Source organism: Streptomyces sp. AM6-12, from assembly GCF_044327085.1.
Classification (GTDB): Bacteria; Actinomycetota; Actinomycetes; order Streptomycetales; family Streptomycetaceae; genus Streptomyces.
Window position 1 is genome coordinate 443,957 of the sequence record NZ_JBIQWN010000003.1, and the last position, 20,981, is coordinate 464,937.

Below are 20,981 nucleotides of genomic sequence, written 5' to 3' on the forward strand. Positions count from 1 at the left end.
ACTGGACCGGCGTGTTCCAGCACCTGATCACCTGCTCCCCGCGCCCGCGGGGATGTTCCCGTCTGTGTCGCCGGCACGGCGTGCCGATGGTGCTGCTCCCCGCGCCCGCGGGGATGTTCCCGAGGTGGTCCAGTCGCCACTTGGCGACCAGCCCTGCTCCCCGCGCCCGCGGGGATGTTCCCGGTGGCGGTGATGATGGCGCGTCAGATCAACGCTGCTCCCCGCGCCCGCGAGGATGTTCCCGGGGAAGGGGTCCCCCCGCCGTGAAAGCGGGACTGCTCCCCGCGCCCGCGGGGATGTTCCCCACGCGTACGCGTGGCAAGAGGAACAGATCATCTGCTCCCCGCGCCCGCGGGGATGGCCCCTTGCCCTTCAGGCTCACGACATCCCCTCTCTGGTGCTCCCCGCGCCCGCGGGGATGGTCCCACACGGCCCCGGTCCGGTATCAGCTGGTTCGGGTGCTCCCCGCGCGGACGCCGCAGCACAGCGTCAGACTCCGCGCGGCATCCCGGCAGGACTGCCCGAGGCCGTCGGCAGCCCGGGGGCCTCGCCGGGGACGGTGCTGGTTAGGGCAGGAAGTTCTTCTGCCACTGGAGTGAGTCCATGTTCAGCGCGGCGTCGGCGAGGGCTTTCGCGGACGGTGTCTTGAGGGAGGCGAGGCTGGTGTCGATCCAGTTCTGGGTGAGGCTGTAGCCCTGTTCCCGGTACTCGACCGCCTGGACCAGGCATTCGAGTTTGTCGGCGTCGCGGGCGACGATCGCTTCGGGCGTTTCGCCGGCCTCGTACTCGTCGACCGCGCTCTGCACGCCGATGCGTACGGCCGGGTGGGCGTTGGCGACCTGGTCGGCGGTCACCTCCTGGTTGGGAGCGGCCTTGATGTATCGCCGGCCGATGTGCGGGATGTCCCCGACCCGCGTCTCCTGGCTGTCGTGGAATAGGCACATCAGCGCGACACGGGCCGGGTCGGCGCCTTCCATCATGGCGAGCACGGAGCCGATCACCCCGACGCGGAAGGAGTGCTCCGCCACCGATTCGGGGGCCTTGTTGCCGGTGAACCACCAGCCGGTCCGTGCGACGCGCTTGAGCACGCCCATCTCGGAGATGAAGCTCGCGGTGCCTTGGGTGGTTTCGTCGGCCATGCGGTCCTCCGGTGTCAGCGGTTGTGATCGAAAACGTACTGGACGACGGCCAGTTCGCGCCGCGATCTCGCGGACAGAGCCGTCCCCTCCAGGAGTTGGCCGGCCTGCTCGCGTAACGGGTCCGCGAGGGGCCCGGCGGCTTGCGCCAGCCATGGGAACGCGGTCAGCAGCGCCCACAGCGAGTGCGCGTAAAGGTCGAGGTAGCCGGGCGCGAGGTGCAGGCCGCGGGCCAGGCCCCGCAGCAGGGTCACGGGATCCCAGCCGGTCAGGTTCCGGTCCTGCATGAACGCGTCGTCGGGTTGTGGCACGGGCAGCGCTCCCAGCCACAGCGCCCAGTAGTTCAGATTCGCGGCCTCCGCGGTGTCATCGCCGGCCAGGGCGCGGTCGATAAAGTCCAGCAGCGCCTGCGGGTCCCCGAGCCGGGCGAGCGCCGTGGCGGTGGAGCGGGCCTCCGCCCAGTGCGGGGACCAGCCCCGCCGGGCCAGCACGTCCCGGCGCCGGTGAAGGGTGTGCGCGGTCCACGCGGCCGCGTCCGGCCCCTGGTCATACGAGGCGAGGTAGAGCGCCTGGCGGTGCAGCAGCACCCCGCCCTCGCCCTGCCGGGCCGCCGCCTCGGTCGTGTCCCGCAGATGGTCGAAGAACACCGCCCGGTCCGCGGCCGCCAGCTGCGGCGCGGCGGCGACCGGGCCGCGCCGGGGCCGGGGTAACCGTCCGGCGAGCGCCGGCGGGACGGTGCCGTTCAGCGCCCAGGCCAGCATGTGCGCGGTGTCCCGGGTATGCACCCACCCGGCGAGCGGGTGCGGCCCGCCGGACTCATCCCCCAGCCCGGCTGCGATGATCCGGTCCGCGTCCATCGCCGCGTCCAGCCACGGCACGAGCACCACGTCCGCACCGAGCGCCGGCAGACGCCGCCGAAGTTCCAGCAACGCCCCGGCCCGCATGTTCGCCAGCGGGCGCCGCCCCGACTCCCAGCCCTGCAGCGTCTCCACGTCCACGCCCAGGGCCTCCGCCAACACGGCCTGCGTGCAAGGGATCGACTCGCGGACCAGGCGCAGCACGAACCCGCTCACCACGCCTGCTGACGTTCGCCTGGGCCTGCCCATACCGGCCTGCTCCCCGGTCGCCCTGCGCACCGAAACCCGTACTCACGGTCAGTCCTACCGCATCCCGCCCGCCCCTACCGTCGAGATGCGGTCGATGCCCGACGAACGAGACCGTGCCGCCCGCGACCACCGACCCGGCGAGGCCCCGATGAGCAGCACACACCTGGTCCTCCACGACCCCGAGGGGCACCTCGACGCCGAACTCCCCCTCGACCGGGAGCTCCACAAGGCTCTGGTCAAAGCCGTGCTGGGATGGGCCGGCAACTCCGGCCTGCCGCCCGCGGACCTTCAGCAGATCGCTCTGCTACTCACCGGCGCTGCTCACGCCGTCGCCGGCGACGTCCGTCGCGCCGCGGACTTGCTGCCCGAAGACCACGCCGCCCGCGCCCTGGCCGACGTCGTCCTCGAGGAAGCCGACCGGCGCCTTTCCGCCCCGGCGGAGGGCACCGTCGGCTGTGCCCAGAATCGTGCCCGGCTCGTCCGCGCCCTGTACGAGCGCCTGGACCGCCTCGCGAGCGTCGCACCCCAGACCGCCACGGCCCCCTGAGCCCCCCGCGCACCCGGACGGGACCAGATCCCTCCGAGTGTGCGGCGCACCGGCACCACCGCCTGGCCCAACCCGCGCTGGGCGCACACCACTCGACACCGAGAGGGGCACCACCATGAGCACCGCAACGACCGAGCTGCGCCGGTTCCTGACCATCACCGGCCAGCGCTTCAAGGCCGGCCAGTCCGCACCCGAGATGTTCTCCCCAGCCGTCGACAAGGCGTGGCACGACCTGCTCGACACCCCCGCATACGCGGCCCTGTGCCTGGAGACCGCCGGGCAGCCGATCCGGCACGTCGCCACCAACGGTTACGGCCCGATCACCTGGGTCGCCGCCTACGAAGAGGCGTACGGGCCGCTGCCGGAGATCTGGTTCACCGACGCCGACGGCACCGTCGACCAGGACGCCGTCGTCCGCTACCGGAAGACCGGCACCGTGGTCGCCGAGTGGGACTGCAGCCCCGCCGGCGGCGACGGCGACGACGTCGCCCCGGACCAGCCGGAGACTGCACGCCGGTGATCACCGACCGTACCAGCGCAGCGCTCCGGCCCACCGCCGGGGCGCTGCGCCTCGTCGAGGCCAGCACCACCCGGCCCAGGTCCGTGGACATCAGCCGCTACGCGCGGAAGATGACCGCCCACTGCCCCTACCTCGCCCCCTCCCTCCAGCGAGGCCTGACGACCTGGACGGTCTACCGCGCCGCCGGCGACGCCGAAGCCGTGGAAGCTGAGCTGTTCCACGCGGGCGTCCAGGCCGCGGAGTGGCTGCGCCCTTTGCTGAACCGGCCGCACGGCCTGCTGCGGTGCGAGAACATCGTCCTGCTGGGCGACGCACCCGGTGCCCGGCACCGTGACCTGATGGCCTGGCCGCACTGGGTGCTGAAGAACCTCTACGGCCCCATCGGGGTGATGTTCGGCAAGTTCTACGCGGGCGAACAGGAAGTCACCGCGGCCGGCCACCGGATCCCGGCCGCCCCCGCCTCGTTCCTCCCCGTGAGGGCCGCCATCCGGCGCCGCGACCCACGCTTCCTGAGCGCGACCCCCGACCTGGCCGCCGCGCTCGCCGCGGCAGACGACGACGGCCGCGACATCATTCAGCACATCCCCACCGAGTGGACGGACATCCGCACATGGGCCAGAAACCTGCTCCCCCCGGCGAAGCCGTCACCCTCCTCACCGGACACACCGGCGAGCCCACCACCCTCCAGCTCCTCAGCGACCGCCGCGGCTCCCGCGCCTGGAAACTCCACGGCCCCAAGACCGCCGTCGCGCTGAAGGCCAACAACCCCGACAGCGACAACGCCCGCGACAAGGCCGCCGAGATGGCCCAGGAGGACGACCACCTCCGCCGCCTCATCACCGCCGACGCCCTCCACCCCGACTACCGGGTCAGCGCCGGCACCTGGGAAGGCGGCCGGTGGCTGGCCGTCAACTGGATCGACGGGGCGCCCCTGTGGCGGGCCCTCGCCCCCACCCGCGGCCCGGAAGGAGACCGCGCCCCGGTCCGCCCATGGCTCGCCGGCATCGCCCGCACCTGGACGGAGCAGCTCGCCCGCATGCACGCCGCCGGCTGGGCCCACGCCGACGTCCAGCCCACCAACACCCTCGTCACCCACGACGGCCACGCCGCCGTCATCGACTACGCCCTCGCCTGCGGCCCCGGCGACGGTCGCCGCGTCCCCTACCGGGGAGCCCTCACCCACACCACCGCCCCCGAGCTCGCCATGCAGATCCTCGACAACCCCGCCGACGCTCACATCCAGGCGCAGCCCGCCGGTGACATGTGGAGCCTGGGCGCCTCCCTGTTCTGGTGCTGGACCGGCCAGCGCCCCGTCGTCTACGACGACGACCTCGACCGGCTTCAGAAGCTCGCTGTCATCGCCCGCGGCACCACCACCGCGCTGCGCGACGTCCGGCCGTGGCCCTTCCCCGAGTTCGAGGACGCCATCACCGCCTGTCTGGCACCCGACCCCGCCGACCGGCCCACCGCGAAGGAGCTGACCGCCGCATGGTGACCCTGCGCGCCCTGGCTCTCGACGACGCCCCTGCCCTCACCCGCATCTACAGCGGGGCCTCCATCCGGTACACCACCGGCAAGCCCCTCACCCTCGACCAGGCACACGAGAAGATCCGCGCGGCCCTCGCCCGAGCCGCCGAAACCCCTCGCGCGCAGTGGAGCTGGGGCATCCTCCACGAGGACGACCAGATCGGCCTGATCTCCCTGCGCCGACGCACCCCGGCCATGGGCACCCTCAGCTACATCCTCCGGGAAGACAGCTGGGGCCACGGCTACGCCACCCACGCCGCCCACCAGGTCGTCACCGCCGCCTTCACCACCGCCGGCCTCAACCGGCTGGAGGCCATGCACCACCCCGACAACCCCGCCTCCGGCCGCGTCCTGGCCAAAGCCGGGTTCACCCGCATCGGCACGGCCGACCGAGTCACCGAGACCGGAACCGTTCCCTACGAGCTGTACGCGCTGGAAAGCGGTGCCTGACATGAAGCTCAACGACCTTGGCCCGCTGATGGCCCGCCGCCAAGACGGCGGCCTCAGCTTCGAGCGCTTCCACGCCGACCCGGCACTGGCCGCCCTGCAATGGCCCAACGATTCTTCGACCACGGCGACAACGGCCACTTCATGGACGACTACGGAGACGTCGATCTGCGCGCCATTACCTGGACGCTGGAGACGATTCCGGCCGCGGCCTTCCCCACCATGCCGACCGGCGAGAGCGACGCCGGCTGCATCGAGAGCTACGCCGCCGACCCGGTGTACTGGGGCAAGGTGCGGCCCCCGGAAGTCGGCCGGCACTGGGAAGAGCACGGGACGTGGCTGCGCCCGCCGCTCCTCATAGACCGGCGCCTCCTGGACCCGGCGGACAGCGGACTGCAGGTCCTGGAGGGCCGCACCCGCCTCGGAGTGCTGTGCGGCCGCCTTCGCGAGCAGCTGCGCGTCGCCCCGCACCACCAGGCGTGGGTGGGACGTTCGTGAGAACCTGCCGCGTCTCGCTGCGTACGCTGCGAGCATCGAGGTGTTTTCGAGGAAGAGCTGCGGATGACTGAGAAAGCGTCTGTTCCCGGGCCGCGCCGGGACATGGCGATGCATAACGACTGGTGGGTGTCGGGCTGGGAGCACGTCCTGCCCCGCCAGGGCTTCCCGCTGACCATGCTGATCGGGACGGCGTGCCAGCCCGGTTTCATCGGCTCCCTGGACGACCTGGTACACGAGAACTTCGACGGGCACTGGGACATGATCGGCGGCGACCTCGACGGCGCGCTCACCTTCTCCTGGCCGGATGAGGAATGGGACTACGAGGCCGCGCCGGAAGGCCGCGAGGCATGCGAGGCGGCCCGCTGGGAGCAGTTCAGCACCATGCTGACGACCGCCGGCTTCCCGGTGCCCACCACCGTGCGGGACCTGTCCGAGCTCTACCTGACGTGGGGCCTGGCCCGCCGCGAAGAGACGCCGGACGGCACCCGATGGTCCATGCCCGCCGCGCTGCCACTGCCCGGCGACCTGCTGCCCCTGGACCCAGAACTCACCGAGCGCCTCGACTCGATCCGCTGGACGATGCGCACCGGCCCGCTCCTCGACACCCTCATCGACCACCTGGTCGATGATCTGGGGGAACCGAAAGAGACCCTCACCTCCCTGGACCGGCTGGCGGCAGCCACGGGCCAGGACGTCGACGACGTCCAGCTCGCTCTCGCAGAACTCGTGAAATCCGGCGACGCCCGCGTCCAGCGCGGCGAGGAGCCGGCCGACGCGGAGCGTCTGGAGGCCCACCGCCGCTTCCGCCTGGTCATGGACTGGGAGCACTTCCACGAGAACCGCATCCAGGTCAGCCGGGGGTGACTGAGGCCGTGCACGGCACCGTGGGGACCAGCGACACACGCCTGATCGTGCTCCGCGGCAACAGCGCCTCGGGCAAGTCGTCCGTCGCGGCCGGCCTGCGCGAGAAGTTCGGCCGCAACCTCGCCATCGTCGCCCAGGACAACCTGCGCCGCCTCGTGCTGCGCGAGCGCGACCGGCCCGGGGCTGCGAACATCGGCCTGATCGACCTCACCACCCGCTACGCGCTCGACAACGGCTTCCACGTCGTCCTGGAGGGCATCCTGTACGCCGACCGCTACGGCCCGATGCTCCAGGACCTGGTGCGCGCCCACCAGGGCGTCACACGGTGCTACTACCTCAACGTGCCCTTCGAGGAGACGGTGCTCCGGCACGCGACGAAACCAGACGCTGAGTACCTCGCGCACGTCAACGAGGGCCACCTACGCGACTGGTACCGAGAGAAGGACCTGCTCCCCAACGGCCTGGAGACCGTCATCGACGCGGCCAGCACCCTGGACGACACGGTCCAACAGATCCGCTCCGAGAGCGGCCTGGACGGCATTCTCCCGATCGACCGCTGAGGGGCGTCACCGCCGGTACGGTCAGCTTCACGGTAAGACGGCACTCACCACCGGACCCAGGGGGACAAAGGGCGTGGAAAACGGATCGCAGAGCATCCCGTGGGGCGGTGAGTGGCGACGCCATCTCCGCTCCGACGCCGAGATGGATCTCGTGCGCTCGTGGATGCGCCGCGTCGAATGCCCGATCTGCAAGACAGCCGCCGGGCCGGCCTGCCGCACCGCGGGCAGCCGCCCCACCAACGAACACCGTGCACGCCGTGACGCCGTCGGCCCCGTCCCGTACGCGGAGTGGCGAAAGGAGGGCCTCATCCCGGAGCAGCGGACGTACACGATTCCGGCCGTGCTCAAGGAGTCGGAGAAGGCCCGCGCCGACTTCAACGTGGACACCGCCCTGGCCGATGGTGTGGCGGTCGTCCGGATGTTCCTCGCCGACCGGCTCGAGTTGTTCCTCCAGGGCGAAGAGGCCATGGACCGCATCGACGACGCCGTGCGCAAACTGATCGAGGTCCGCCGCCCAGTGGGGACCGCCGGCGTGGTCACTGTCCTTGCCAGCCAAGTCGCCTCGCTGCTGGCTGTGAACGCCGGACCCGACGGCGATCCGGAGCCCTGTTCGACATGAAGATCCGCGCGCAGATCGACATGGTCCGCAGGATGACTGCGACCGAGGAGGAACGAGCCGACGGCTGAGCGGCCGGTCAACACTGATGCAGTGTCACCCACTAACCTCCCGCCGATCGAAAGGATGAGCTGTGCCCGACCGACCTGAAATCGTCTGCATCTGCGGCTCTACCCGGTTCATGGACGAGATGCGTGCGGTGAACCGTGATCTGACCTTCGCCGGGGTCATCGTTGTCGCGCCAGGCGAAGCGGACGGGCCGGTCACCGACGAGCAGAAGGCGGTGCTCGACGCCCTCCATCTGCGCAAGATCGACCTGGCAGACCGGGTTCTGGTCGTCAACCCCGGCGGGTACGTCGGAGAGTCCACGAGCAGGGAGATCGACTACTCCCACGCCACCGGCAAGCCGGTTTCGTTCACTCATCCCGTCCCCACTACAACGTAGTTCGCCGGGGAGCACCCCGAAGATCCCAGGCCTACACGCACGCCAGTGCGATGATCTGCGACGAGGCCCACCGCATCCGCGCCCACTCCGTCCGCCACCGCGGGGTACGCCAGATCGACGAACTCCTCGACGCCGCCCGCGTCCCTGTCTTCCTCCTGGACGACCACCAGGTCGTACGCCCCGGCGAGATGGGCAGCCGCAAAGCGATCGACCAGGCCGCCGCCGCCCGAGGCCTGCGCCCACGCCATATCGACCTCAACGGCCAGTTCCGCAACGGCGGCAGCCGCGCCAACGAACAGTGGGTCCTGCGCCTGCTGCAGCTCACCGACGAGCCCGCCACCGAGTGGGCCGACGAGCGGACCTTCCACGTCCGAGTGGTCGACTCCCCCCAGCAGATGGAAGACCTCCTGCAGGCCAAGGAGGCACAGCACCTCACCGCCCGCATCACGGCCGGCTTCTGCTGGCCATGGAGCAGCCCGCGCCGCGGCCGTCTGGTTGACGACATCACGATCGGCTCCTGGCGCAAGCCGTGGAACCTGCGCGGTGAGTCCCGCCTCGACGGCGTCCCCCCGTCCTGGCTGTGGGCCACCGACCCCAACGGCTTCGGCCAGGTCGGCTGCATCTACACCGCCCAGGGCTTCGAGTACGACTGGAACGGCGTCATCCTCGGAGACGACCTCGTCTGGCGCCGGGACCGCTGGCTCCCCAACCCTCAGGCCAGCAGGGACACCGCGCTCGACGGCACCGACAGCGCCGCCTTCCTCCGCCTGGTCCGCAACACCTACAAAGTCCTCCTCACCCGCGGCATGTCCGGAACCCTCCTGTACTCCACCGACCCGGAAACCCAGACACGACTGCGCCAGCTGGTCCCCGCACCGACCGCAGCAGCGCCCGACCCGCCGGCGCCCTTCCAGCAGCCCACCTGAACCACAGCACCACCTGAAGTCACCACCTACGCTGCAGACTCAAAGGCGCGTCGGACAGCGCCTGAGCAGGAAGACGAAACATGAGCCATGAGATCCTTCAGCGTGCAAGCAAATGCGAGCAGCGGTTCAACAAACGCTTCGAGGAGTATTTCGACGCAGTAGGCGCATCCCTCGATGCACCGTCGTTCAGCCGGTTCGCCCCGGAGTGCCTGGAGTTGCTGAGGGATCTGTCCCTCCGGGGCGGGAAGCGGATGCGGGTCGTCGTGCTGCACGAGGCGGCACGTCTGGTGACGGGCGAGCCCCTTGAGGCACTGGACGCCGCGGCCCTGAGCATCGAGCTGCTCCAGACCCACGGCCTGGTGCATGACGATCTCATCGACGACAGCCGCACCCGCCGCGGCGGCCTGTCCACCTAACACGCCTATCGCGAGCGGTTCCCCAGCCACCCGCAGACCGCGCTCGGGGCTCTGCGGGAGTCCTGCACCGACGTCGAATAGGTGGTGAGGGCTACGATGCTCGTTTGCGGCCCCCGCTAAGGGAGAGGAGCCGGTATGGCGCTTTTGTCGGATTCTGCAAAAGTCCACGGAAATGTGTCCGTGGAGCGATAAAGCCGCAGGTCACGCAGTCTGCTCCCCGCGCCCGCGGGGATGGCCCCACGCCAGCCACGGCGGCGGACGCGGTGACGGTCTGCTCCCCGCGCCCGCGGGGATGGCCCCATGGCGAGGGCGACCTGCACGGCCGACAGGACCTGCTCCCCGCGCCCGCGGGGATGGCCCCGGCGGCCTCGTGACCGTCCAGTGCGGCCTGTGCTGCTCCCCGCGCCCGCGGGGATGGCCCCTCTTGCCTCACGACTTCGAGGAGGAGGGCGCTCTGCTCCCCGCGCCCGCGGGGATGGCCCCGCGGCGATGCGCTTCGGGATGGCCCTGGACTTCTGCTCCCCGCGCCCGCGGGGATGGCCCCAACGACGCGCGCGTGCAGGCCGATGTCGTAGACTGCTCCCCGCGCCCGCGGGGATGGCCCCAACTACTACCAGGTCACCTCGACCGGGGTTTACTGCTCCCCGCGCCCGCGGGGATGGCCCCGCGGCGTTGAGGTCGAGGCTCGTCATGACTGTCTGCTCCCCGCGCCCGCGGGGATGGCCCCGCCGCCAAGGAAGCGGCGGCCGGCATCCAGCACTGCTCCCCGCGCCCGCGGGGATGGCCCCTTCCCGCCAAGCTGCCATCGGTTCCGTCCTCTCTGCTCCCGCGCCCGCGGGGATGGCCCCCGCTTGATCAGAGAGCGTGGCTTCGGCGTGGTCTGCTCCCCGCGCCCGCGGGGATGGCCCCAACGCAGCGGCCCTCGCGTTGGCATTCAGGAACTGCTCTCCGCGCCCGCGGGGATGGCCCCGGCAGCGTCAACCGACTCGCGGTCGACCTGCCCTGCTCCCCGCGCCCGCGGGGATGGCCGCCTCGCGCAGCCCGGCCGTGACGACGGCGAGCCCTGCTCCCCGCGCCCGCGGAGATGGCCCCAAGCTGAAGCAGACCGAGCCCGGCCTGTTCACCTGCTCCCCGCGCCCGCGGGGATGGCCCCTTCAGGCTCTACATGGACCCCACCCAACACGACTGTTCCCCGCGCCCGCGGGGATGGTCCCGCGGCCCGTATCTGGGCGAGGATGCCGGACACCTGCTCCCCGCGCTCGCGGGGGTGGTCCCGTGTCTGGAAGCAGGCTGTCGGGGCGTCTGGCGGGTGTTCATCGGTACTGCTTCCGGCGTGAGTTCGACATGGTGGGCGGGACAGTGACAGGGCCAGGTGCTTGCGTCTCGTCCTGGCGGTACGGCTCTTTCACCCGGTAGGGCCGGGAGCCGGGACGCGGACAGCAGCGGCCGGGAAGAAAGATCCCGGGCACGACGAGGCTCGGACGCCGGGTCCGGGCCTTGCGCTGTCGAAAGGGGTTGGGCCTTGACCCTTGATCCTGGACACACGAGACACTGGATCCTGAGGATCTGAGAACGGACATCTCGTGGTCATGAAGAACTATCCGCCGCAGTTCAAGGCGGACGCGGTCGCGCTGTACCAGTCGCGGCCCGAGGCGACGATCAGGCAGGTCGCCGCCGATCTGGGGATCAACCCCGAGACCCTGCGGAACTGGGTCCGGGCGGCCGGAGCGAGCCGGCCCCGGGGGCGCCGGGCGGAGGTGCCGGCCGAGCCGCCGACGCCGTTGGAAGCGGAGAACGCCGCTCTACGGAAGAAGATCCGTGAGCTGGAGGAAGAGCGCGAGATCCTGCGGAAGGCGGCGAAGTATTTCGCCGGGGAGACGCGCTGGTGAACCGCTTCCAGTTCGTCGCCGACCACCAGCGCCGCTACGGCGTGAAGCGGCTGTGCACCATCCTGGGCATCGCCCGCTCCAGCTTCTACTACTGGCGCCGCACGGCCGCGGACCGGGCCGCCCGGCAGGCGGCCGACGGCGCTCTCGCCGCACGGATACGGGCCGTGCACCGCGAGTCGGACGGCACCTACGGCGTCCCCAGGATCACCGCCGAGCTCCGCGAGGCAGGCGAGCGGGTCAACCACAAGCGGATCGCGCGCGTGATGCGAATCATCGGCTTGGCCGGCGTGTGCTTGCGTCGCAGGCACCGCACCACGATCGCGGACCCGGCCGCGGCGAAGGCCCCGGACCTGATCGGCCGCGACTTCACGGCACGCAAACCGAACACGAAGTACGTCGGCGACATCACCTATCTCCCCGTGGACGGCGGGAAGTTCCTCTACCTGGCCACCGTCATCGACCTCGCCTCACGCCGCCTGGCCGGCTGGGCGATCGCGGACCACATGCGCACCGACCTCGTCATCGACGCCCTGGCAGCCGCCGAACAAACCCGCGGCAGCCTCACCGGGGCGATCATGCACACCGATCACGGAGCCCAGTACACCAGCCGGGCATTCGCCGACGCCTGCCGCCAAGCCGGCGTCCGTCAGTCCATGAGCGCGATCGGCAGCTCGGCCGACAACGCACTCGCCGAGTCCTTCAACGCGACCTTCAAACGCGAGGCGCTCCAGGGCCGAAAGCGCTGGTCCAGCGAGCGCGAGGCCCGCCTCGACGCGTTCCGCTGGCTGCACCGCTACAACACCCGACGCCGTCACTCCCGCCTCGGACAACGCAGCCCCATCGCCTACGAGACAGCACTCGCCACAACATCAACTACCCTGGCCCAAGCCGCATAGCCCGTGTCCAAGATTCCGGGTCAAGGCCCCCTCCGCCTACGCCTACACCGGTGACCGGCCGACCTACGCCGTCGACCTGTCGGGCCAGAGCTGGTACGACCCGATCACCAGCCGCCTCGAAGCAATCGGCAGCGGTTTGAAGGAAGGCGCCGAACTCCCCTTCACCTTCATCGGCGACCTCGCCGACGCCGCGTCCGGCCGCAACGGAGGCGCAGGCGCCTTCGTCGACAAATACTTCCCCGTCCGCCCCGCCTACCGCCTCTACCGCGCCGCCGACATGCTCCGCCAGCAAGGCTGCGCCCAACTCGCCGACCAGTACGACGCCGCCGCCGACCAGTTCACCCAGCAGATCCTCCTCACGGGCATCGGCGGACTCACAGGGTGGGAAAAGGACGCGATCACGGCCGAGACGGAGGCGCAGACCGGCGGTTCGTCATTCCGTAGACCGCGCGGTGACATCGACTTCGAATTGGAATGGGCGGATCACGCTTACGACGCGATCCGGTCCGACCCACAACTGGGAGCGGTGAAGCAAACCGCAGCGCCGCACGGTTTCTCGGCCTCGGACATCGACCAGATCTTCAATCACCTGTTCGTAGAAAAACACCAACTGGACGCTGGGATGATGCGATTTGACGCCAATCCGAGGATCGCGCGAGCCTGGGAGCGGCTACAGGACGGTGTTCCGCACAGCAGCGACTTTGACCTTCTGCGCCACGAGCTCTACGAGTCGTCCTGGATGCGGGACCACGGAGACCAGAATTACCGCAGGGCGCACCAGGCAACGCTGGATGCGGGCTTCACCTGGAACGAGAACGCTCCCTATGAGGAGGGTGGCCTATCCTACTGGTGACCGGTCTACGGGAGTTGGGGCAGATGGCGGCGAGTGTGCGCATCACCAAGCGGGGCCCTGTCGCGGACGGAGGAATCGTCTACGACTGGGAGATCGACGACAGCGCTAAGGGTCATGTCCTCCTCCGTGAGGACACCGAAGTGGTCCGCCCCTGCACGCCGAGTGCCGTACCGATCGGCGACATGCTGGCGCGCAGGGGTTCGGGGAGCGTGGAGAACCCGAACCCGGTGACACGCAAGGATTTCGTCGTGGTGGTCGCCGCACTGTTTCAGGAGTGGAAACGCAGGGGTCATCCGCCTGAGGCCGTGATGCGGACCTATTGGTGATGCGCACGACGTGACATTGGCCGGGAGTCAAGCCCGCCCAGAATTGATCCTCCCGGTGAGCCCGGGACGCTCCACGAGGCGTGGCGACCTGGGCTCACCGGCCAATATCCGGTAGCGCCCTTGGTGACACTTACGGCTACGACGCCGACGGCAACCGCACCAGCGCCTCCAACACCGGCACCGGCCTGCTGCGCACCACCCTCTGGGACCCCAACAATAACCTGCCTCAGGCCGCAGCCGAGTACAGCGGCTTCGGCAGTCCCCTCGCGGCCAGCACACACAACGGCGAGAAACAGCCCCCATGGAATCCATGCTGGATGCCTAATGCCAGCCCGATACGCTCAAGGAGTAAAGACTATGATGTCTCACGTTCGAAAGAATGTCGCTTTCGCTTTAGCTGGACTGGGTATAGCAGCGATGAGTGTTACTCAGGTAGCTGCCGCCTCGCCCAAAACCGCGCCGACCGCTAACGCGAGTGCGGTTCGGGTCTCGGCAGGTGATCTGCGTGTCGTGGATGCGGAAGTTGCAAGTCGAGGGGTTCCGTTCAGCCTGACGAGGTTCTACCACTGGGATCCTGCAGCCCCGTCCGGGCTCCTGGGCAAGGGCTGGAGGCTTTCCCTTGAGGCAAGGCTCGCGGTATCCACGACGACGGTGGTTCTCGACGACGCGGACGGCACCAAGGTGATTTTCACCAAGCAGAGTGACGGCTCCTACAGCACGCCTGAGGACACGGCGTACAAGCTGACCGCTACGGGAGGGGGTTACTCCCTGGCGTCGGACAGCGGGAACTTGGTGCGCAACTTCGATCGAACCGGACGCCTCAGTGGGGTCATAAACGGCAGCGGTGAAGGTCTCAGGCTCACCTACACGGCAGCCGGACGGATCGCGTCTGTCTCAGACGCCGAGGGCCGCGTGGCCAGCTTCAACACAAGCAGTACAGGATTGCTTCTCACGGTTTCCCTCGCAGACGGCGGCCGGGTGACGTACGCGTACACGAACCAGGGCTACCTGGTGCGCGTCGCAGACGTAGTCGGCAAGGTGCGGACCTACTCTTACGACTCCCAGGGCCGTCTCATCCAGAGTTGAGGTCTGGCCTGCCGCGCGCCGACGAGCTCTTGGCAGGCCAACGCACTGAGCATTTTCAGGGTGGCCACTGATCGGGTGATGAGGCCGACGTCCACAACGCCCGAGGCTCCTGTGCCGTTGAGAGAGGTGTTCGACGTCTCGACTCCTCAGCGCAGGAGCCTCGTTGGTTCCGTATCCTGCCGCACTCGACCTGCCTCACGCCAGCAGCTTCCGCGACGCCGCCGACGCCAGGCTGAGCTTGTAGAGGACCGGCCCGAAGACCTGCTCGTCGTCCATGGAGGCCGCCATCTCCCGCGGCAGCGGGTCACACACCCCTTCGGCGGTCCGACGAGCCGAAGCCGGGTGTCCCCAGGAAGATCACCGACGCCGACGTGGAACAGGTCATCCGGCTTGCCGTCGGCAACCGCGCTTTACCAGCGCCTCAAGGCCGCACGCTCCGACCTCTTCTTTCGGCACGGGCCCCGCCGACCTCGGAGCCCGCGCCCCCTGCCGGGACGAGCCGACAGCCGGACGAGGAACCGCGCGCGTCGGACGAAGCTGTTTTGGGGGCGGGCACGAGGCGCCCCCGGCTACTCGAACGCACTGTCAGCGACCTGTGGCGGCGGCAGTGAGTACTCATGAGTACACGTGAGTACCCGTACTCAAATCCCGCGTAGTGCCTGTTTCCAAAGCTCCGGTGGCGTTTTCCCTGTTCAGCGGCCCGCACTGTCGAGCTTTGAGGAGTTGCGGACTGGTGATCGGTAGGCTCGTGCCCATCGGAGTGTGAGCGGTCAGGAGTCAGGGGGTTGTGTCATGGCCGCTGAGGTCGTCGAGTACGAGCTGGCCGCTCCCTGGGAGGGCTTCCTCGCCACGCCGGCCGCTGACCCCACCGACGTGGGCGTCATGGTGCTGTCCGGATCGAGCGGACGGATCGAGCGCGAGCGGTGCCGGCTCTTCGCTCGTGCCGGGGTGACCGCAGCGTCAATCCGGTGGTTTGGCGGACGCGGGCAGCCGCCGGGTATTTGCGAGGTGGCGCTGGAGACCTTCGTCGCTGCGACCGAGTTGCTCCGCGAGCGCGGCGCCAAACGCGTCAGCATTCTCGGTGTCTCCAAGGGCGCCGAGGCCGCGCTTTTGGTGTCCACCCTGTCGGATTGCGCCGACGCCGTGATTGCGTTGGCCCCGACATCGGTTGTCTGGGCCAACATCGGTCCTGGCCGCGACGGTCGGGAGCACCCCTATCGCTCCTGCTGGACCTGGCAGGAGCAGCCGTTGCCCTTCATCCCCTACGACGACTCCTGGACGCCGACGGAGCCGGAGGACGTTCCGGTTTCCGTGCTCGGTTCGTACGAACGCAGTCTGGCGGCATACGCGGACCGGCTCCCCGCCGCGGCCATCCCTGTGGAGAAGGCCACAGCCGAACTGGTGCTCATCGCCGGCGGCGCGGACCGGATGTGGCCATCCCTGCGCTTCGCCCACCAACTCGCGGATCGGCACGCCACGACTGGCCGTAAGGCAGCTCTGATCTCCCGAGCGGACGCGGGCCACCGAACCGTCTTCCCAGGCGAGGTGGCTCCGCCCCCATCCGTCCGGTTCGACCACGGCGGTACTCCCGAAGCGGATGCAATACTCGGCACGGCTGCCTGGCCGACTGTGCTGGCGACAGTCCTCGGTATCTGAGAGCCATGAGCCAGTCTGGAGCTTCGGTCACCCGATCTAGCAACTGCGGTGGTGCAACAATTGGGTCGGGCCCGAGGGCCCGGTGACCTCTCGGTGGCCCTGACCGCGGTCAGGGCCACGGTGATCAGTCTCGTTGTGCTTCGTGGGAGGCGGGCTGTCCGCTTCTACGGGAGCTTCGGCGGGTGATTCGCCTGGTCATGAGGGTGATGGCGGCCCAGGTGATGAGCGATTCCGAGTGCTGGACCAGCCGTTCGTAGTCGCGTGCGTGCCGCCGGGCGTGCATGACCCAGGCGTGGGAGCGTTCGACGACCCAACGGCGGGGCAGGACGACGAACCCGGGGACCTTCTTCGGGCGGCTGACGGCCTTGATGGTCAGGTTCAGGTAGGTCTTCGCCCAGGTCACGAGCTGTCCGGCGTAGGCGGAGTCGGCCCAGACGATGGTGATCTCGGGGTGCATCAGCCGCAGCCGGAACAGGACGTCCTTGGCGGCGTTGCGGTCGGTCATGTCGGCGGGTGTGACCATGACGAACAGCGGCAGGCCCTTGGTGTCCACGACCAGGTGCCGTTTGCGGCCGTTGATTTTCTTGCCGGCGTCGTAGCCGCGGGAGTCCTTCCCGACAGTGTCGGCGGCCTTGATGGACTGGGAGTCGATGACGGTGGCGACCGCGCCGGGCGCCTTGCCCATCTCGCGGCGGATGCGTTTGCGGAGCTGGTCACGGATCTGGCCGATGACGCCGGCGGCTGCCCAGCGGGCCATGAAGCCGTAACACGTGCGCCAGGGCGGGAAGTCCTTGGGCAGGGCTCGCCACTTGCAGCCGGTGTCGACCACGTATCGGATCGCGTCCACGATCTCCCGGCGAGGGTGCTTCTCCGGCCGGCCTCCCTCCTTCGTCTCGCAGGCCGGTGTCGGCAACAGCGGTTCGATCAGGGCCCATTCGTCGTCCCAGGTGTCGGAGGGGTAGCAGCGTCGCCGCGGCAACGGGTTTCCCTCCCCTCCAGGACGGGGCGGGGCCAGCCGGTAAGCGGCCGGCCCCGCCGGTCAGGCGTCGATGTAGTCGGCGATCACGTCGAGGGTGGACTCGACCGAGCTGAGCTGGGTGTTCAGGTGCTTGATCCAGCGGCCCTTCGGTTGGAGGACGGCGTGTGGGGCGACGACGCCGGTGATGAACCGGCGGATCTCGGTGAGCTTCTCCCGGATGATCGCGACCTCGTACGCCTGGAGCTCGGCCGGGTCCGAGCAGAACTTGTAGCCGTCCGGGCGGGTCCAGATCAGGGGCGGCCAGCCGCGTTCAGCGATGGTGTCCCGCAGGCAGGCAAGGCCCGCCCGGGTCTGGTGGGGCGACAGTTCGCTGGATCTGACCAGCTGGTGGAAGGTCAGACCGGCCGGCCGGGCCTCGAAGAGTACGAACCGGACGGTGTCGGCGTGTCGCTGGGCGGCGGGTGATCTGCGCTCGGAAGCGCGGGGCATCGCCTACTCACCTTGCAGAAGTTTGGCCAGTTCGCCGTCGACGTCCACCTTGCCTGTGTCCACCGCGATCTCGATCCAGTCCAGGGTGGCCCTCACGCGGGCGACGTTTTCGTGAACGATCGTGCGTTCGTCGTCGCCGAGCTGGCGGTCGCGCATGCCTGGGACGACGCGGCCGGCCGCCGCGACGAACGCGTGGCAGGCGGTGACCAGGTCCAGGAACTCCACCGACCGGTCGATGTTGCGGATCGCCGGGGCGACGGGACTGGTCTCGTCGAAGTGCTCGCGGGCCTGCCGGCCGCGTTCGACCTGGGCGTGGTTGACCTGGTGGCGAGCGGTGTCGTCCGACATCGCCTTGAAGGCGACGTCCGGCCTGCGCAGCAGGCCGGTGGTCACCTCGGCGGCGACGTGCTCGTCACGGGTCAGTTCCTCGACGACCTTCACCTTGTCCGCCTTGGCGACGCGGGCGACGACGGCGGGACGGCGCAGGAAGTCCGGAGCGACGGCGGCGGCGACCTGGTCCTCCCGGGTCAGTTCCTCCACCGCCCGGACCTTGTCCTCGTCCTTGACCTGCGCGACGACCGCCGGACGCCGCAGCAGATCACCGGTGATGGTTGCGGCGATCTCCTCGTCCTGGGCGAGGGTGTGAATGGCGCTGACCTTCTCCTGCGGGGTGACCGGCTTGACGACCTGCCGACCGACCCTCCGGTTCGCCTCGTCCGGCGACCAGCGGGACTTCCCCTCGGGCGGGCTGAGGATCGTGGCGAACCGTTCCTCGTCGTCAGCGATCGACGCCAGGATCTGGTGGACCGTGAACGACACCCCCGCCACCCGCCGGTCCTTCGGCCACTTCGACGCGGTCCACCGGGCCTTGTCCACCATCGCGTAGGACAGCCCGATGTCCTCGGCCAGACGGAACAGCGACTCCTTGACCGTGAACAGCGAGTCGCTCCGCTCCTGGCCTCCGGCCTCGCGCATCGGCTCGACTTCGAGCGCGTAGTCGCCGACCGTGAACTGGATCCGGCTGGCGGTCTCCACCAGCTTCCGCAGCTCGGCCACGATCTCCGCGTACCGGTTCGCGCTGACGCTGCCCACCTTGTCGGCGTCGTTGATCTCTTCGGGCATGGCATCCACCACCCACCGCGAGCCCGGGGCACGGCCCGCAGCCGTGGCGAGACCCGGCTCGCTTCCCGACCGAGAGTCAGACTGGAAATACGACGATCACAACGTACGACCGTAATTGACCGAGTTCTGACCGGGGTTGGGATTCAGATGCGTTCGCGATGCGGTCACTGTGACCGTTCGCCGAACGTTTCCTTCCGGGCCCTCCAGGCCCTCGTGACGCACCGCCGCGAGCAGTAGACCGCGTTCGAGCGGCGGTCCACCCCGGCCACCCAAGTCGCCCCGCACTCGGGGCACTCGGCCCGGCCGGCACCACTCAATTCCGCGGCCACCCGCTTGCGCAACCGGCGGTCCCGGCGCCACCGCCTGGCACGACAGGCCGCCGAGCAGTACACGGCAGCGGGCCGTGCATCCGACCGCAGCCATTCACCGCAGCCCCCACACACCCGTTCCCCGGCCTCCCCGGCGTCCTCGGACACCCAGCCAGCCTAGAGCCCAAAGCTACTCAAAACCGGGGATCGAAAACAGGCACTTACCCCCGGCGCTACCCAGTGGAAGTGGCACGCCAGCCAGCACACCCTCACCAATGTCATCAACGGCCATCTCCTCTGCTCCGGACCAATGTCACGTCCGACCGAACAGCGCCAGCCTGAAGGCACTGAAGACGACCGGTGTCTCGTCAGGATGCAAGTGGGAGACCGGCATCTTCAACTGATCCCGGCGCCGCCGTCCGGCTGGCAGAACGCACGGTGACAGAGTGGAGGGCCCGTGCTTCAGCACGGGTCTTTCGCCAATGAGTGGCCAGTCCTGCCCAGTGCCTGAGCCTGTTGATGCACCGCGCGACGGTGTCGTGCTGTTTGCAGGCTTCGTGATCGAGGACCGTCCCTGGTCCAGCACCGCACCACGCGTACTGCCTGCGACGAGCAGCGCGCCGACCGGCGCCGGGACCAGGTCCTGGAGGCCGTGATCGTGTTTGCCTTTGCGCTCGCCACCCACCGCCGGGTTCTGTTTGTCCGCGAGGAGCTGCGCCTGACCGATGCGGACGAGACCCACCTCGATGCCGCCCGCGCCGAGCTGCACGCTGCTCGCTCTGCGGTCAAGTCCTCCCGCGTCTTGGTAGCGGTCCTCGTACCCGCCTTCGCACCGGCCGCTGCCCGTTACTTCGCCTGACCCGCCGCACAAGCGGGGGTGGCGTCACCCGCGACGCCACCCCCGGCCACCTTCCGCCGGACCTCCGGCGAAGGACCACCGATGACCATCGAGGTGGCCCTGTCGTCCCTGGTAGGGGTCATGATGAGTCGGTCGTGCCGAGGACGCTGCAGAGTCTTGCCACCGCGGTGGCAAGAGCGATCAGGGTGGGAGAGGCGTCGGGGTCGAGGGTCTCGGGGCGGGGAGCGGCTGCAAGGAGTCGGACCTCGACCGGTGGTCCGCCCGCGCACCAGGTGCACACGGCTTCGGCGAGATCTTCCACGGCCCGGATCGCCGCGTGTCCGGGGGCTTCTGCGGACATCTGGTCGATGCCGCGGTACAGGCTTGGCAGGTGTCTCCAGGCCGTGACGGCCCGCCGGGCTGTCGCGGAGAGCCGGTCGCTGTCGATGGTGGGCGGGGCAGAGGTGAGGGCGGCTGCCACGAGCTCGTCGGCGAGCGACCGGGGACCGGGCCGGGTGGACAGCCGGATGGTGGCGGTCATGGTCGCCGTGGCGGTCGTCGCTGCGATCGCGCAGCGCAGGACGCCGTCCGGTCCGGGCGGCATGGGGGTGGTCAGGTGCAGGACGATGCGAGCGGACTCGACACCGTAGAGAGGCCAGCCGCAGAGGTCGGCGAGAGCGACGTGCCGGGCTTTGCGGACCGGGCCGGCGGCCGCCAGATGTGCGACGGGTTGAGGGCGGCCGTCGTCATCACAGGTAAGCAGGTTGCGGGCGGCGCTCTGCAGTCCGGCGCTCACCGCCATGATCTGTCCGTCCAGCACCGTGCGGCACGCCTGGATGAGCAGTGCGGCCAGGAGCAGGGGTTGTCCCTCGCCTCCCTCTCCTTCCCCGCGGGATGCGGGCGTCCGGCCCATGCCGGCGTCTTCTGCCAC

General features: G+C 69.6%; 23 protein-coding genes, 1 pseudogene and 2 CRISPR repeat arrays (1 of these 26 cut by a window edge). Of the genes and pseudogenes, 18 read left to right on the top strand and 6 right to left on the bottom strand.

Annotation, left to right across the window (positions count from 1 at the left end; translation table 11 throughout):
* A CRISPR array of direct repeats spans positions 1-487; the repeat unit is 29 nt; unit sequence CTGCTCCCCGCGCCCGCGGGGATGTTCCC (it extends 1,067 nt beyond the left edge of the window).
* Between the two features lie 79 nt (positions 488-566).
* The gene (locus ACE4Q9_RS35265) at positions 567-1,139 is read right to left on the bottom strand and encodes an HD family hydrolase (RefSeq protein WP_397988829.1); all 573 of its coding nucleotides are present in this window, start codon (positions 1,137-1,139) and stop codon (positions 567-569) included.
* A gap of 14 nt (positions 1,140-1,153) precedes the next feature.
* Positions 1,154-2,209 carry a helix-turn-helix domain-containing protein gene (locus ACE4Q9_RS35270; RefSeq protein WP_397988830.1) on the bottom strand — a complete coding sequence of 352 codons (1,056 nt, stop codon included), beginning with the start codon at positions 2,207-2,209 and terminating at the stop codon, positions 1,154-1,156.
* A gap of 181 nt (positions 2,210-2,390) precedes the next feature.
* Here ACE4Q9_RS35270 and ACE4Q9_RS35275 point away from each other — a divergent pair, with 181 nt between their 5' ends.
* The 17 genes and pseudogenes from ACE4Q9_RS35275 to ACE4Q9_RS35355 all read left to right on the top strand — a co-directional run bounded on the left by ACE4Q9_RS35275 (position 2,391) and on the right by ACE4Q9_RS35355 (position 16,314).
* On the top strand, positions 2,391-2,789 hold the full coding sequence (locus ACE4Q9_RS35275; RefSeq protein ID WP_397988891.1) for a DUF6415 family natural product biosynthesis protein: 399 nt from the start codon (positions 2,391-2,393) through the stop codon (positions 2,787-2,789).
* A gap of 115 nt (positions 2,790-2,904) precedes the next feature.
* Complete coding sequence (locus ACE4Q9_RS35280; RefSeq protein ID WP_397988831.1) at positions 2,905-3,309, top strand: hypothetical protein; 405 nt, start codon at positions 2,905-2,907, stop codon at positions 3,307-3,309.
* Positions 3,309-4,064, top strand: coding sequence for a DUF6875 domain-containing protein (locus ACE4Q9_RS35285; RefSeq protein WP_397988892.1), 756 nt, complete (start codon positions 3,309-3,311; stop codon positions 4,062-4,064). The genes ACE4Q9_RS35280 and ACE4Q9_RS35285 overlap by 1 nt, the downstream gene beginning before the upstream one ends.
* Complete coding sequence (locus ACE4Q9_RS35290) at positions 4,061-4,804, top strand: hypothetical protein (protein WP_397988894.1); 744 nt, start codon at positions 4,061-4,063, stop codon at positions 4,802-4,804. The genes ACE4Q9_RS35285 and ACE4Q9_RS35290 overlap by 4 nt, the downstream gene beginning before the upstream one ends.
* Positions 4,798-5,286, top strand: a complete 489-nt coding sequence (locus ACE4Q9_RS35295; protein WP_397988832.1) for a GNAT family N-acetyltransferase — start codon at positions 4,798-4,800, stop codon at positions 5,284-5,286. Before ACE4Q9_RS35290 ends, ACE4Q9_RS35295 begins: the two co-directional genes overlap by 7 nt.
* 99 nt (positions 5,287-5,385) lie before the next feature.
* The gene (locus ACE4Q9_RS35300; protein ID WP_397988833.1) at positions 5,386-5,781 is read left to right on the top strand and encodes a hypothetical protein; all 396 of its coding nucleotides are present in this window, start codon (positions 5,386-5,388) and stop codon (positions 5,779-5,781) included.
* 108 nt (positions 5,782-5,889) lie between these two features.
* Positions 5,890-6,645: a DUF6042 family protein gene (locus tag ACE4Q9_RS35305; RefSeq protein WP_397988834.1), complete on the top strand. Its 756-nt coding sequence runs from the start codon at positions 5,890-5,892 to the stop codon at positions 6,643-6,645.
* The gene (locus ACE4Q9_RS35310; protein ID WP_397988835.1) at positions 6,642-7,205 is read left to right on the top strand and encodes a kinase; all 564 of its coding nucleotides are present in this window, start codon (positions 6,642-6,644) and stop codon (positions 7,203-7,205) included. Before ACE4Q9_RS35305 ends, ACE4Q9_RS35310 begins: the two co-directional genes overlap by 4 nt.
* A gap of 73 nt (positions 7,206-7,278) precedes the next feature.
* The gene (locus ACE4Q9_RS35315) at positions 7,279-7,824 is read left to right on the top strand and encodes a hypothetical protein (RefSeq protein WP_397988836.1); all 546 of its coding nucleotides are present in this window, start codon (positions 7,279-7,281) and stop codon (positions 7,822-7,824) included.
* A 130-nt stretch (positions 7,825-7,954) separates the two neighbouring features.
* Positions 7,955-8,266, top strand: coding sequence for a hypothetical protein (locus ACE4Q9_RS35320; RefSeq protein ID WP_397988837.1), 312 nt, complete (start codon positions 7,955-7,957; stop codon positions 8,264-8,266).
* A gap of 38 nt (positions 8,267-8,304) precedes the next feature.
* Positions 8,305-9,192: pseudogene (locus tag ACE4Q9_RS35325) on the top strand (DNA/RNA helicase domain-containing protein); the annotation flags it as partial.
* Positions 9,193-9,272: 80 nt separating this feature from the next.
* On the top strand, positions 9,273-9,608 hold the full coding sequence (locus ACE4Q9_RS35330; RefSeq protein WP_397988838.1) for a polyprenyl synthetase family protein: 336 nt from the start codon (positions 9,273-9,275) through the stop codon (positions 9,606-9,608).
* A gap of 210 nt (positions 9,609-9,818) precedes the next feature.
* A CRISPR array of direct repeats spans positions 9,819-10,883; the repeat unit is 29 nt; unit sequence CTGCTCCCCGCGCCCGCGGGGATGGCCCC.
* 308 nt (positions 10,884-11,191) lie between these two features.
* Positions 11,192-12,393, top strand: a protein-coding gene (locus ACE4Q9_RS35335; protein WP_397988839.1) for an IS3 family transposase whose coding sequence is annotated in 2 segments (ribosomal slippage) — positions 11,192-11,477 and positions 11,477-12,393 — 1,203 coding nt in all. Because the reading frame shifts where the segments join, the coding sequence is not laid out codon by codon here.
* A gap of 136 nt (positions 12,394-12,529) precedes the next feature.
* Positions 12,530-13,246, top strand: coding sequence for a hypothetical protein (locus tag ACE4Q9_RS35340; protein WP_397988840.1), 717 nt, complete (start codon positions 12,530-12,532; stop codon positions 13,244-13,246).
* Between the two features lie 35 nt (positions 13,247-13,281).
* A complete protein-coding gene (locus ACE4Q9_RS35345; protein WP_397988841.1) occupies positions 13,282-13,572 on the top strand; it encodes a hypothetical protein in 291 nt (96 codons plus the stop codon).
* A 510-nt stretch (positions 13,573-14,082) separates the two neighbouring features.
* On the top strand, positions 14,083-14,658 hold the full coding sequence (locus ACE4Q9_RS35350; protein ID WP_397988842.1) for a DUF6531 domain-containing protein: 576 nt from the start codon (positions 14,083-14,085) through the stop codon (positions 14,656-14,658).
* 792 nt (positions 14,659-15,450) lie between these two features.
* Positions 15,451-16,314 carry an acyl-CoA thioester hydrolase/BAAT C-terminal domain-containing protein gene (locus ACE4Q9_RS35355; RefSeq protein ID WP_397988843.1) on the top strand — a complete coding sequence of 288 codons (864 nt, stop codon included), beginning with the start codon at positions 15,451-15,453 and terminating at the stop codon, positions 16,312-16,314.
* A gap of 124 nt (positions 16,315-16,438) precedes the next feature.
* Here the strand turns inward: ACE4Q9_RS35355 and ACE4Q9_RS35360 are convergent, their stop codons facing one another.
* Genes ACE4Q9_RS35360 through ACE4Q9_RS35370 form a run of 3 tightly spaced genes read right to left on the bottom strand, consistent with a single transcriptional unit; the run spans position 16,439 to position 18,904 of the window.
* Positions 16,439-17,293: an IS5 family transposase gene (locus ACE4Q9_RS35360; RefSeq protein ID WP_397988844.1), complete on the bottom strand. Its 855-nt coding sequence runs from the start codon at positions 17,291-17,293 to the stop codon at positions 16,439-16,441.
* 60 nt (positions 17,294-17,353) lie between these two features.
* Positions 17,354-17,782: a RacP protein gene (locus ACE4Q9_RS35365; RefSeq protein WP_397988845.1), complete on the bottom strand. Its 429-nt coding sequence runs from the start codon at positions 17,780-17,782 to the stop codon at positions 17,354-17,356.
* 3 nt (positions 17,783-17,785) lie between these two features.
* Positions 17,786-18,904, bottom strand: coding sequence for a DUF6192 family protein (locus ACE4Q9_RS35370; protein ID WP_397988846.1), 1,119 nt, complete (start codon positions 18,902-18,904; stop codon positions 17,786-17,788).
* Between the two features lie 960 nt (positions 18,905-19,864).
* Between ACE4Q9_RS35370 and ACE4Q9_RS35375 the strand changes: the two genes are divergently transcribed.
* Positions 19,865-20,071, top strand: coding sequence for a hypothetical protein (locus ACE4Q9_RS35375; protein ID WP_397988847.1), 207 nt, complete (start codon positions 19,865-19,867; stop codon positions 20,069-20,071).
* A 118-nt stretch (positions 20,072-20,189) separates the two neighbouring features.
* Here ACE4Q9_RS35375 and ACE4Q9_RS35380 read toward each other — a convergent pair whose 3' ends face one another.
* Positions 20,190-20,981, bottom strand: coding sequence for a hypothetical protein (locus ACE4Q9_RS35380; RefSeq protein ID WP_397988848.1), 792 nt, complete (start codon positions 20,979-20,981; stop codon positions 20,190-20,192).